This window comes from Pantoea sp. VS1, assembly GCF_002207995.1.
Taxonomy (GTDB): Bacteria; Pseudomonadota; Gammaproteobacteria; order Enterobacterales; family Enterobacteriaceae; genus Pantoea; species Pantoea dispersa.
Genome location: NZ_NHZE01000046.1, coordinates 94,346 through 107,124, shown reverse-complemented (window position 1 = coordinate 107,124; position 12,779 = coordinate 94,346). Strand labels below are relative to the sequence as shown.

Annotated in this window: 11 protein-coding genes; 9 read left to right on the top strand and 2 right to left on the bottom strand. The window is 59.7% G+C overall.

The genetic code is table 11. The features are described from left to right. The first annotated feature begins 9 nt into the window (after positions 1 to 9). Genes CBW22_RS19780 through CBW22_RS19760 form a run of 5 tightly spaced genes read left to right on the top strand, consistent with a single transcriptional unit; the run spans position 10 to position 4,157 of the window. Complete coding sequence (locus tag CBW22_RS19780; RefSeq protein ID WP_021509498.1) at positions 10 to 1,152, top strand: ABC transporter ATP-binding protein; 1,143 nt, start codon at positions 10 to 12, stop codon at positions 1,150 to 1,152. 3 nt (positions 1,153 to 1,155) lie between these two features. Beyond that, on the top strand, positions 1,156 to 2,163 hold the full coding sequence (locus CBW22_RS19775) for an NAD(P)H-quinone oxidoreductase (protein ID WP_088517649.1): 1,008 nt from the start codon (positions 1,156 to 1,158) through the stop codon (positions 2,161 to 2,163). After that, positions 2,160 to 2,774, top strand: a complete 615-nt coding sequence (locus CBW22_RS19770) for a glutathione S-transferase (RefSeq protein ID WP_088517648.1) — start codon at positions 2,160 to 2,162, stop codon at positions 2,772 to 2,774. Before CBW22_RS19775 ends, CBW22_RS19770 begins: the two co-directional genes overlap by 4 nt. A 10-nt stretch (positions 2,775 to 2,784) precedes the next feature. Then, on the top strand, positions 2,785 to 3,231 hold the full coding sequence (locus CBW22_RS19765) for a type II 3-dehydroquinate dehydratase (RefSeq protein WP_088517647.1): 447 nt from the start codon (positions 2,785 to 2,787) through the stop codon (positions 3,229 to 3,231). Further along, positions 3,228 to 4,157 carry a 2-hydroxyacid dehydrogenase gene (locus tag CBW22_RS19760; protein ID WP_176428155.1) on the top strand — a complete coding sequence of 310 codons (930 nt, stop codon included), beginning with the start codon at positions 3,228 to 3,230 and terminating at the stop codon, positions 4,155 to 4,157. Before CBW22_RS19765 ends, CBW22_RS19760 begins: the two co-directional genes overlap by 4 nt. A 5-nt stretch (positions 4,158 to 4,162) precedes the next feature. Here CBW22_RS19760 and CBW22_RS19755 read toward each other — a convergent pair whose 3' ends face one another. Next, the gene (locus CBW22_RS19755) at positions 4,163 to 5,125 is read right to left on the bottom strand and encodes a LysR family transcriptional regulator (protein ID WP_021509493.1); all 963 of its coding nucleotides are present in this window, start codon (positions 5,123 to 5,125) and stop codon (positions 4,163 to 4,165) included. 364 nt (positions 5,126 to 5,489) lie between these two features. Between CBW22_RS19755 and CBW22_RS19750 the strand changes: the two genes are divergently transcribed. From CBW22_RS19750 to CBW22_RS19735, 4 genes are all read left to right on the top strand, one after another. Continuing rightward, positions 5,490 to 6,521, top strand: coding sequence for an ABC transporter substrate-binding protein (locus CBW22_RS19750; RefSeq protein ID WP_088517646.1), 1,032 nt, complete (start codon positions 5,490 to 5,492; stop codon positions 6,519 to 6,521). Between the two features lie 69 nt (positions 6,522 to 6,590). Further along, complete coding sequence (locus CBW22_RS19745; protein WP_021509491.1) at positions 6,591 to 7,445, top strand: ABC transporter permease; 855 nt, start codon at positions 6,591 to 6,593, stop codon at positions 7,443 to 7,445. Between the two features lies 1 nt (position 7,446). Continuing rightward, positions 7,447 to 8,265 carry an ABC transporter permease gene (locus CBW22_RS19740; protein WP_058781434.1) on the top strand — a complete coding sequence of 273 codons (819 nt, stop codon included), beginning with the start codon at positions 7,447 to 7,449 and terminating at the stop codon, positions 8,263 to 8,265. Positions 8,266 to 8,373: 108 nt separating this feature from the next. After that, positions 8,374 to 9,624, top strand: coding sequence for a flavin-containing monooxygenase (locus CBW22_RS19735; protein ID WP_088517645.1), 1,251 nt, complete (start codon positions 8,374 to 8,376; stop codon positions 9,622 to 9,624). 1,198 nt (positions 9,625 to 10,822) lie between these two features. On the opposite strand, the gene mqo is transcribed toward CBW22_RS19735, so the two are convergent. Further along, positions 10,823 to 12,469, bottom strand: a complete 1,647-nt coding sequence (gene mqo, locus CBW22_RS19730; protein WP_088517644.1) for a malate dehydrogenase (quinone) — start codon at positions 12,467 to 12,469, stop codon at positions 10,823 to 10,825. Positions 12,470 to 12,779 lie beyond the last annotated feature (310 nt).

Below are 12,779 nucleotides of genomic sequence, written 5' to 3'. Positions count from 1 at the left end.
GGAGATTGTATGGTCAGTGCAGAAGTAACCCCGTTTCCGCAGCCGCTGTCATCGGCGCCGCATAAGGCCAACGTGGCGGTGCAGCTGGATGGCGTCCTGAAGCGCTTTGGTGATGCCATCGCGCTGCATAAAATTTCTCTCACCATCCACGAAGGTGAGTTTATTACGCTGCTCGGCCCGTCCGGCTGCGGCAAAACCACGCTGCTGAACCTGATGGCCGGCTTTGCCGAAGCCGACGGCGGTGAGATTTTTATCGATGGCGAACTGGTGACAGAAATCCCGCCCTATCAGCGCGAGATCGGCATCGTGTTTCAGAACTACGCGCTGTTTCCGCACATGACGGTGGAGAAAAACGTCGGCTACGGCTTGCGTATGCGCGGCGTGCCGAAAGCGGAAATCGCCGAGCGGGTCGGGCAGGCGCTGGCGCTGGTGAAGCTGGCGGGGTACGGCCAGCGCAAGCCGCGTGAACTGTCCGGCGGGCAGCAGCAGCGCGTGGCGCTGGCACGCGCGCTGGTGATTCGCCCGAAAGTGTTGCTGCTGGATGAGCCGTTCTCCGCGCTGGACAAAAATTTGCGGTTATCCATGCAGGTCGAGCTGAAAGCGATTCAGCGCAAACTCGGCGTGACCACGGTCTTCGTCACCCACGATCAGGGCGAAGCGCTGAGCATGAGCGACCGCGTGGTAGTGATGTCGGCCGGTCACGTGCGCCAGATTGGGCCGCCGGATGAGATCTATCGCCGCCCGCAGGATCCGTTTGTCGCCAGCTTCGTTGGTGACGTGAACATTCTGCCGGGCCGCTACGCCGGACGTGACACCAGCGCGCTGCTGGAGCTGGGCGGTAACACGCTGCGCCTGCCGGCCAAACGGGTGCAGGCCAGCGTCGGCGACCGGCTCGATGTGTATGTGCGTCCGGAAAATGTGCAGCTGGCGCCGCTCGGTCCGCAGGCGCTGCTCAGCGCCACGGTGCTGACGCACGTGTTTCAGGGCGATCACGTTGACGTGCACCTCGACATTCCGGCGCTCGGCAGTGCCTCACTGTTTGCCCGGCAGTCCGGACTGGAGGCGCTGACGCGCTGGCCGGTCGGCAGCGTGGTGGGGCTGACTTTTGATGACGAGGGCGTTTGCGCCTTCGCCAGCGACGCACAGGGTTAACGCATGGCAACGGAAACCATGACGGCGATCATCGCCGCGCAGCCGGGTGGTGCAGAGGTGCTGACTGCGGTGCAGCGCCCGGTGCCGCAGCCGGGACCGGGCGAAGTGCTGCTGCGCGTGGTCAGCGCAGGGGTTAACCGGCCCGATATTCTGCAGCGCAACGGCATGCCACCGCCGCCAGGCTGCAGCGATATTCTCGGGCTGGAAGCAGCGGGCGTCATCATTGCGCTCGGCGCAGGCGTCAGCGAACTGCAGCCGGGCATGGCGGTGATGGCGCTGCTGAGCGGCGGCGGTTATGCACAATACTGCGTGGCGCGCGCCGACCTGTGCCTGCCGGTGCCGGATACGCTGCCGCTCAGCCACGCGGCGGGTTTTCCCGAAGCCGCGTTTACCGTCTGGCACAACCTGTTTGAGCTGGGGCGTCTGAGGCCGGGCGACTGCGTGCTGATTCACGGCGCGGCCAGTGGCGTGGGCACGCTGGCGATCCAGTGCGCCCAGGCTTGTGGCGCGCGGGTGATTGCCACCGCCGGCGGTGCGGAAAAAATTGCCGCGCTGCAGCAGCTGGGCGTGTGGCGCGCCATCGATCGCCATAGCGAAGATTTTGTGGCGGTGATCCAGACGCTGACCCGGGAACGCGGTGTGGATGTGGTGCTGGATAACGTCGGCGGCGACTACATTGCGCGCAACCTCAGCGTGCTGGCAGCGGGCGGGCGGCACGTCAGCCTCGCCTTTATGCAGCGGGCCACGGTGGAGATCGATTTACAATTAATCATGCGTAAAGGCTTAAGCCTGACCTCTTCCACGCTGCGACCGAAAAGCGCGGCGGAAAAAGCGCGTCTGGCGCAGTGCGTGCGCGCCCATCTGCTGCCTTTACTGGCCGCCGGGCGCATCACGCCGCAGGTGCACCAGCGATTGCCGCTGACGGCCGCCGCGCAGGCGCACCGCATCCTCGAAGCCAATGCCAATATCGGCAAAGTGCTGCTGCTGCCAGATGCGGAGGCTATGCCATGATGGAACTCTATTACGCCTCTACCTCGCCTTACGTGCGAAAAGTGATGGTGTGCGCCCAGCTGCTGGGTCTGGCACCGGAGATCACCCTGCTGGCGTCGGCGGCGCACCCCATCGAGCGCGATGCGCGCATTGCCGCGTTTAATCCGCTGGCCAAAGTGCCGGCGCTGCGCACCGAACAGGGACTATGTTTATACGACAGCCGGGTGATCTGCGAATACCTTAACCACCGCGCCGCGGGCCAGCTGCTGCCGGCAGACGGCGAGGCGCGCTGGCTGTGCCTCACGCGCCAGGCGCTGGGTGATGGACTGCTGGACGCCGCGCTGCTGGCGCGCTACGAAACCAGCGCCCGCCCGCTGGAAAAGCAGTGGTCAGCGTGGCGCGATGCGCAGCTGACCAAAGTGGCGGCTGCGCTGGCGGCCATTGAGCAGCAGGCGGAGGCGTTCAGCCGCACGCCCGACGATCTCGGGTTGATCGCCATCGGCTGCGGATTGGGCTACCTCGACTTCCGTTTTGCTGAACTCAACTGGCGCGCCACGCATCCGCAGAGCGCCGCCTGGTTTGCCCTCTTTGACGCGCATCCGGCGATGGCCGCGACGCGCCCGCACCTTTAATGGAGCCGCAATGTCTCAGATTTTCTTTCTCAATGGGCCCAATGCCAATCTGTACGGCATGGATCGCCACGGTACCTACGGCAGCGACAGTTTCGCCAGCATCGGCGAGCGCTGTCAGCGGCGCGCCGACGCGCACGGCCTCAGGCTACAGTTTCGTCAGAGCAACCATGAAGGCGTGCTGGTGGACTGGATTCAGGAAGCGCGCCAGCAGGCAAACGGGCTGATCATCAATGCCGCCGGGTTGTCGTATCGCTCGGTGCCGATTCTGGATGCGCTGCTGATGTTCGATGGCCCGATCATCGAAGCGCACATGAGCAATATCTGGCAGCGCGAGCCGTTTCGTCATCAGTCGCTGGTGTCGAAAGCCGCCACCGGCGTGATCGCCGGGCTGGGCGCGCTGGGTTATGAACTGGCTATCGATGCGCTGGCGACGCTGCTACAGGAGCCCAGCGCATGACGACGCTGGTGTTTTATAGTGAGTTCGACAGCTTCGAGGCGTGGTCGGCGCTGCTGGCACCGCAGTTACCGGATGTCGCTATCTGCCGTGCCGATCAGGTCGAGGATGCCGATAGCGTGCAGTTTGCGCTGGCGTGGAAGCCGCCGCGCGGTTTTTTTGCCCCGTATCGCCAGCTGAAACTGCTGGTGAATCTGGGCGCGGGCGTCGACTCGCTGGTAGGGCGCGACGACCTGCCTGACATTCCGATCGTCCGGCTATCGGACCCGGATATGGCGCGCATGATGGCCGGTTACGTGCTGTTTGCCGTGCTGCGTTACGCGCGTGACATACCGGCATTTGAGCGCGCGCAGCGTGAACATCGCTGGCACTATCTGCATCCGCGCGAGCCGGCGTCGATTCGCGTGGGCGTGTTGGGGCTGGGCGAACTGGGTGCGTATGCGGCGCGCGAACTGGCGCGTCAGGGCTTTGACGTGCGCGGCTGGTCGCGGTCGCCCAAAGCGCTGGACGGCATTCACTGCGTCAGCGGTATGCAGGCGCTGGATGCGTTTCTGGCCAGCAGCGACATTCTGGTGGTGATGCTGCCGCTCACGCCGGAAACCCACGGATTGCTGGATGCGCAGCGTCTGGCGCGGTTGCCGCCGGGCTGCGCGCTGATCAACGTGTCGCGCGGCGCGATTGTCGATCAGCCCGCGCTGACCGCGGCGCTGCAGAGCGGACAGATCGCCCACGCCACATTAGACGTGTTCGATCGTGAGCCGCTGCCGCCCGACGATGCGCTGTGGAGCATGGAAAATGTGCTGATCACCCCGCATCTGGCGTCGGTAGCGATCCCGGCCAGCGCCGCGCGTCAGGTCGCTGATAACATCCAGCGGGTGATGCGCGGCGAGCCGGTGCTCAACCAGGTGTTTCCCGCGCGGGGTTACTGAGCGCGTCAGGCGACGCGCACCACCTGCGGGTCGAAGTAGCTTGGCGCGGCCATGCCGGGAATGTATTGATCGGAGATGAACATGCGGCAGCGTTCGGCGAAGGCGTTGACCACCATCGACTGCTGCACGTGGGCCACCGTGGCGTATCCCAGCAACATCGGCCGGTTCACGCCGGCAAGGCGCACGCGGATCACCCGTTTGCCATCCTGCGACAGATTGGCTTTGGGCCGCACATTGGCGATGCCAAATCCCACGCCGTTGGCCACCATCGCGCGTACCACTTCCATATTGCCGGAGCGCATCACAATGTTGGGCGTGACGCCCGCTTCGCTAAACAGGCTGAGAAAATATTCGCGGCTCCACGGCATATCCAGCAGCACCATCGGCACCGTAGCGAGATCCTGGATGGTCACCGCAGACTGACTGGCAAACGGGTGATGTTCGCCGACCATCACATACGGCGGCAGCTGCGCCAGCGACTGAAACGCGATGTCGCTGGCCGGCACCAGATCGTAGGTCAGCGCGATATCGATATCGGCGGCGCGCAGCTGTTTCAGCAGCTGTTCATGATTGCCCTCCACCAGCGTGATGCGCACGCCGGGGAAGGCACGGCCAAAGCCAAACACCAGCTCCGGCGTCAGCATCGGGGCCAGCGTGTCGAGACAGCCGACGCGCAGCGGGCCGCGCACGTTATTCAGCGACTCTGAGGCGATGGTATACAGATTCGACATCTGTTCCAGAATCAGCTTCGCCTCTTTTAATACCTGATGGCCAATGGCGGTGAGCGACACGCCCTGCGCGTGGTGGCGCACAAACAGCTGCACCCCCAGCTCGGATTCGATGTGGGTAATGGCGGCCGAGATCGACGGTGACGACACGTGAATACGTTCGGATGCGCCAATAATGCTGCCGGCTTCGCCGGACGCGACGAAGTATTCCAGCTGGCGCTGGGTGATGCGACTGAGCATGCAGATTCTCCTGGTGTCGCCAGCGCGATCTTGTCGCGCCGGCTTTTCTATTTACCCCTGTTTCCATGCATTTATCATGCCGGACAGCGAATAGCAGCATAATCCCCTGCCTGACCCTTCACGCCCATTCGCTTCTGCCTCACTAAGGCTTAAGAAAATCCGTTGCAAAGCAGCGACTTTTTTAGCGTCAGAAATTCCGATGCAACGGCGAGGAAAAGGCTGTTTTACCGCAGCAGCGGCCAGCGGCAGAATCGCTGTGACACCTGCTTTTCACTTTCGCACTGTTTTGGCGCAGCGCGCCGTGGCGAATCAACGGTGGTTCAGAGCAGCGATAACAGCCTTTTCATTCACTGGGGACAAAAATATGTTGCGTAAGATGTGTGCCTTAACGTTGTTAACCACGGGAATTCTGAGCGCAGGGAATGCCATGGCCGCCGACAAGCTGATTGTCAGCACCTGGGGCGGCAGCTTTAAAGATCTGATCGATCAAACCATCGCTAAAGAGTTCACCAAAGAGACCGGCGTCGAAGTGCAGTTCGTCACCGGCGGCACCATCGATCGCCTCAACAAAGCCAAACTGGCGGGCGGTTCGCCGGAAACTGACGTGACCTTCACCACTGCGCACGTCGGCTATCTGTATGCCAACAGCGGATTGTTCGAGAAGCTCGACATGAGCAAAATCCCTAACGCGGTCAACCTGGTGCAGCAGGCCAAAGTCAGCCCGTATCATCTTGGCGTCTGGGGCTACGTCTACACCATTGGCTACCGTCCGGATCTGGTGCCGAAAGGGGAAACCTTCACCAGCTGGAACGACCTGTGGAAGCCGGAGCTGAAAGGCACGCTGGCGCTGCCCGACTGGGATCCGAGCCACATCATCGCCGTGGCCGCCAAACTCTCCGGCAGCGATGCGGCGCACTGGCAGCAGGGCCAGGTGAAGCTGAAAGCGCTGATTCCTAACATCAAATCGTTCTACACCGATGATGCCAACAGCCAGCAGCTGATCTCCACCGGAGAAACGCCGGTGCAGGTGATGCTGTCGATGAACGCCTACAGCATGATTGCGGAAGGGGTCAACATTAAGCTGGCGATACCGAAAGAGGGCGCGATCCTCGGCGTGGATACCGTCGGCATCAATAAAGGCAGCAAACATGCTGATCTGGCGTACAGGTTCATCAACATCGCGCTGAAACCGGAAATTCAGCAGCAGGTGGCGAAGATCTATCGCGGTAGCCCGACGGTGACCAACGCGCATATCGATCCGGAGCTGGCGAAGCTGCCAGGCATGCTGACTACGCCGGCGCAGTGGAATGCCACCATCAATACCGATCCCCAACTGCGTGCGGAGAAAACTGCCGAGTGGCGTCAGTGGTTCTCTGAAAACATCATGTCTCACTGATTGTCCTGGTGCTGCGGCGGGGCGGGTGCGTCGCCGTAGCCGGTAACACCTATGCAGGCAGTAACGTCCATGACGAAAAAACCGACATTTTTACCCTGGTTCATTCTTCCCGCCACGCTGACCGCGATGGGGCTGGTCGTCGCGATGTTTGCGGTGATGCAGTTCAGCGTGCGTGCGTACATTCCCGGCTCGCTGGATGTCGGCGGCTTTACGCTGGCCAATTTCAGTGGCCTGTTCAAACGCATCTACGGCGACGCGTTTCTCAATACTGTGCTGCTCAGCGCTAAAACGGCTTTATTTGGTTTGCTGATGAGTTACCCGCTGGCCTATGCGCTGGTGCGTACCCGCACTGCGTGGATCAAATCCACCATTCTGATTATCGCGATTACCCCGCTGTTTCTGGGGGAAGTGGTGCGCACCTATTCGTGGATTATCGTGCTGGGTAACAGCGGCTTTCTCAATAGCCTGCTGCTGGCGCTGGGGATCATCAGCCAGCCGATCCAGTTTATGTTTACCCAGACCGGTGTGGTGGTCGCGCTGGTGCATGTCACCATGCCGATCATGGTGCTGATGCTGGCGACGGCGCTGTCACACATCAATCCGGACTACGAAAAAGCCGCCACCAGCCTTGGTGCCGGGCCGGTACGCGCGCTGCTGACGGTGACCATTCCGCTGTCGATTCCCGGCATCATCGCCAGCCTGACCACCGCGTTTGCCTGGACCTTCAGCGCTTTCGCGACGCCCCAACTGATTGGCGGCGGACGCGTCAGTACCGTGGCTACGCTGGTGTATCAGTTGGGTTTCTCCTCGATGAACTTCCCGTTTGCCGCAGCGCTGAGCATTGCTGGCCTGCTGCTGACCATTCTGCTGCTGCTGGCGCTGAAGCGCATGACGCGCTTCCTGCACGCCATGGGAGGGCACTGATATGACCCGTTCTCACAACGACAAACTGATCGCGCTGCTGGGTAAACTGCTGGTGATCGCCATTCTGACGTTTGTCATGTTGCCCACCGTCGTGGTGTTTATCTCGTCGTTCAGCAGCACCTCCGTGCTGTTCTTCCCGCCGAAAGGCTGGTCGCTGCGCTGGTTTGAGCGGGCGCTGAGCTACGACGATTTTCGTCACGGCTTCTGGTCCGGACTGATTGTCACAGCATGGGCGTCGACGCTGGCGGTGATCATCGGTGCCACGCTGGCAATTGCCATTGAGCGCTATCGCTTTCCCTGCAAACAGGTGCTGGAGAGTATTCTGCTGTCGCCGCTGTTTATTCCGCATTTCACCATTGGCCTCGGCCTGCTGATGCTGGTGTCGCAGCTCAATCTGGGACGCGGCTACGCGCTGGTGATTTTCTGCCACGTGGTATTAGTGCTGCCGTTCGTGCTGCGCAGCGTCTATGTATCGCTGAAAAATCTCGAGCAGCGGATAGAACTGGCGGCGGCCAGCCTCGGCGCATCGCCGCTGCGCGTGGTATGGACCATTACCGTGCCGCTGATTCTGCCGGGCCTGTTTGGTGGCTGGCTGTTCGCCGCGATTCTCTCATTCAATGAATTTACCGCCTCGCTGTTTATTACCACCCAGGCGACGCAGACGCTGCCGGTGGCGATGTACAACTACGTGCGTGAATTTGCCGACCCGACGCTGGCGGCGCTGTCAGTTATTTATATTGTGGTGACCGCCGCGATGTTAATAATCGCCAATAAATTTTTCGGGCTGGGAAAAATATTAAACGTTGAGGCCGGGCATTAATTTCGCTGTGCCATTAAGCCACCGTTAAACATGACAACCTGGTGTTAATCGCCAGCGGCGCAATATTTGCGCCGCGCTGGTGGCATGCCAACTATTCGGGGATGACCTATGTCAGTAGAAAAAATCAATACCGTGATCGTCGGAGCGGGCCAGGCGGGTATCGCCATGAGCGAACATCTGGCGCAGATGCAGATCCCGCACGTGGTGCTGGAGCGCAGCCGCATTGCCGAGCGCTGGCGCTCCGAACGCTGGGACTCGCTGGTGGCTAACGGCCCGGCGTGGCACGACCGCTTTCCTTCGCTGAAGTTTGATAATATTTCACCGGAGGCGTTTCCGCCGAAAGAGCGTATGGCGCAATATTTCGAGGATTACGCAAAGATGCTCAACGCGCCAGTGCGTACCGGAGTTGAAGTACAGCAGGTGACGCGGCTGCCCGGACGCAGCGGCTTCCGGGTGGTGACGTCGGTGGGAGAATTCGACGCGGACAATGTGGTGGCTGCCACCGGCCCGTTTCAGAAGCCCGCGTTCCCGGCCATCGTGCCTGAAGGCGCGGTGCCGCAGCAGATCCACTCATCGGCTTACAAGAATCCGCAGCAGCTGGCGCCCGGTGCGGTGCTGGTGGTCGGTGCGGGTGCGTCCGGCACCCAGATTGCCGAGGAGCTGCGTCAGGCCGGCCGCGAGGTGTTTCTGTCGGTCGGTGAGCACTACCGCCCGCCACGCGCCTATCGCGACCGTGATTACTGCTGGTGGCTTGGCGCGCTGGGGCTGTGGGACGAAGTGAAAATCAAGCCGAAGAAACAGCACGTGGCCTTTGCCGTGAGCGGCTATGAAGGCGGTAAAACCGTGGATTTCCGCCGGCTGGCCCATATGGGCATTACGCTGGTCGGCATCACCGAGCGCTGGGATAACGGCGTGCTGCGCTTTGCGCCGGGGCTGGCAGAGAATATCGCCGAAGGTGACAGAGCCTATTTCGAGGTGCTGCGTGATGCGGATGCGTACATTGAGCGCAACGGGCTGGATTTACCGGCCGAGCCGCAGGCGTGGGAACTGTTGCCGGATCCGGACTGCCTGTTAAATCCGCTGATGCAGCTGGACGTGCAGGCGGCGGGCATCAGCACCATTATCTGGGCTACCGGGTTTAAATTTGATTTCAGCTGGCTGCAGGTGGAAGCGTTTGATGAACAGGGCCTGCCATTCCACAAGCGCGGTATTTCTGCCGAGCGCGGTATTTATTTCCTTGGCCTGCCCAATCTGGTCAACCGGGCGTCGTCGTTTATTTACGGCGTGTGGCACGATGCGAAATATATTGCCGACCACATCGCGCTGCAAAATGCCTATTCGGATTACGTGAAGTCGTAATTATTTTTCCAGGTGCGCATGAATGCGCACCCTACGGAAAATTCACAACGCCCGCGCGTACTGTTGTCTTGCAACCTTTGAATTAGCACGATAAATCGTGCCGCTACACCAGGTGCGGCTGGAAGGTGCAGTAATCATAGCGCGCACAAACCGTAGCGGCACAATTGATTGCGCATTGAGCAGCAGCGCAGCGGACAACTAGCACGATAAATCGTGCCGCTACACCAGGTGCGGCTGGAAGGTGCAGTAATCATAGCGCGCACAAACCGTAGCGGCGCAATTTATTGCGCATCGGGCAGCAGCATGGCGGACAACCAGCACGATAAATCGTGCCGCTACACCAGGTGCGGCTGGCAGGTGCAGTAATCACAGCGCGCACAAACCGTAGCGGCGCAATTCATTGCGCATCGGGTAGCAGCGCGGCGGACAACCAGCACGATAAATCGTGCCGCTACACCAGGTGCGGTTGGAAGACGCAGTAATCACAACGCGCACAAACCGTAGCGGCGCAATTTATTGCGCATCGGGCAGCAGCGTGGTGGGCAAATAGCACGATAAATCGTGCCGCTACACCAGGTGCGGTTGGAAGAAGCAGTAATCACAACGCGCACAAACCGTAGCGGCGCAATTTATTGCACATCGGGCAGCAGCGCGGCGGACAAATAGCACGATAAATCGTGCCGCTACACCAGGTGCGGCTGGAAGGTGCAGTAATCACAGCGCGCACAAACCGTAGCGGCGCAATTTATTGCGCATCGGGCAGCAGCGCAGCGGACAACCAGCACGATAAATCGTGCCGCTACACCAGGTGCGGCTGGAAGGTGCAGTAATCACAACGCGCACAAACCGTAGCGGCGCAATTTATTGCGCATCGGGCAGCAGCGCAGCGGACAACCAGCACGATAAATCGTGCCGCTACACCAGGTGCGGTTGCAAGATGTAGAAATCACAACGCGCACAAACCGTAGCGGCGCAATTTATTGCGCATCGGGCAGCAGCGCGGCGGACAAATAGCACGATAAATCGTGCCGCTACACCAGGTGCGGTTGGAAGGTGCAGTAATCACAGCGCGCACAAACCGTAGCGGCGCAATTTATTGCGCAACCTGACATAGCAATCAGCAGATTCCAGACAAAAAAATGCCGGTGGGCGATTACTCGCGCACCGGCATCGGTTCGATTGACTCAGCGATGGCGTATTACAGCGCCATATCCTGCTTCGCGGACTCTTCGCGCGGTTTGGCCTGCGCAGGTGCCGACTGCTGATCGTCCATGTTAATCACTGGCGGTTTGGTCAGCTGCAGCACGGATGCGGTGTTATCCCATACCTGCTGGGTCAGCGCGGTGTTGCCGTTCAGCTTCTGGCCGAAGCTTGGCACGATAGCGCGGATCTTCTGCTGCCACTCCGGTGACGCGAACTGCTGCGGGAACAGCTTCTGCATCACGTTCAGGGTGATCGGTGCCGCGGTAGATGCACCCGGTGAAGCACCCAGCAGGGCCGCCACGGTTTTCTGCTGATCGGTCACGATTTCGGTACCCAGCTTCAGCACGCCGCCTTTCTCAGCATCTTTCTTGATGATCTGCACACGCTGGCCGGCCTGAATCAGCTTCCAGTCCTCTTTACGCGCGTTCGGGTAGTACTCTTTCAGCGCGGCAAAACGGTCGTCATCGTTCAGCATCACCTGACCAATCAGGTATTTCACCAGGTCAAAGTTATCGATGCCCACGTGCGTCATCGGCATGAAGTTGCTGGTGGTGGTGGCGCTCAGCAGATCGAACAGCGAACCGTTCTTCAGGTATTTGGTCGAGAACGTGGCGAACGGTCCAAACAGTACCATTTTTTTACCGTCGAGGTTACGGGCATCGATGTGCGGTACTGACATTGGCGGTGCGCCTACGGAAGCCTGACCATACACTTTCTGCAGGTGACGGCTGGTGATTTCCGGGTTTTCGGTCATCAGGAACGAACCGCCCACCGGGAAACCGCCGTAGTTATCGGCTTCAGGAATACCGGTTTTCTGCAGCAGCTTGATCGCCGCACCGCCCGCGCCGATGAATACGTATTTCGCATCCACTTCACGGTTTGCGCCGCTCTTCACGTCTTTGATGGTGACGTGCCAGGAGTTGTCGCTGTTGCGTTTGAAATCGGTGACTTCAGAGGAGGTTTCCAGCTTGAAGTTCTGATCTTTCTGCAGGCTGCCGATCAGCTGACGGGTAATTTCACCGTAGTTCACATCGGTACCCACCGGCGTCCAGGTAGCGGCCACTTTCTGATTCGGATCGCGACCTTCCATCACCAGCGGTGCCCACTGCTCGATCTGCTTGTGATCGGTAGAGAACTTCATGCCCTGGAACAGGGTGGTTTTCTGCAGCGCCGCATAGCGTTTGGTCAGGTATTCGACATTTTTGTCGCCCCAGACAAAGCTCATGTGCGGGGTGGAGTTGATGAACGAACGCGGATCGTGCAGCACGCCGCGCTGTACCTGGCTGGTCAGGAACTGGCGGGTAATCATGAACGATTCATTGATTTCCAGCGCTTTGCTCACATCGATGGAACCGTCTGCACGCTCTGGCGTGTAGTTCAGCTCCATGTTGGCAGAGTGGCCAGTACCGGCGTTATTCCAGCCGTTAGAGGATTCCAGCGCGACGCCGTCGAGACGCTCAACCATCAGTTGTTTCCAGCCCGGTTGCAGCTCCTGCAGCCAGGTACCGAGCGAGGCGCTCATGATACCGCCGCCAATCAGCAGCACGTCGGTTTTTTCTGGTGCGTTCTCAGCGTGAACCGCTGATGAGACAAGCAGTGCCGTCAGCGAAAGCGCGGACACAAGTTTTTTGGTCTGAGTCATGCCAGTCCTGTTTATTCTTTGCAGATGAACGTTAAAAATTCGGTTGGCAAATTAAAAGATTGTTACGAAAAGATTAACTTGTTTTTAGTTAATTAACTATTGATGGCAATAAATTAACTTTCATAAAAGCGGGATGGCGAAATAAACGGCAGGAATACAGCAGCAGTGCGGGAAAAAGCAACAATATATCCGCTAACGGAGCGCGGTTATTATTTATAACCACGGGCAAGACTTAGGTCAAATTAAATCCGCCGGCGCGATGACAAATCATGCACTATCACTGCACGGAGCGTGTTGATGATCTGACGCC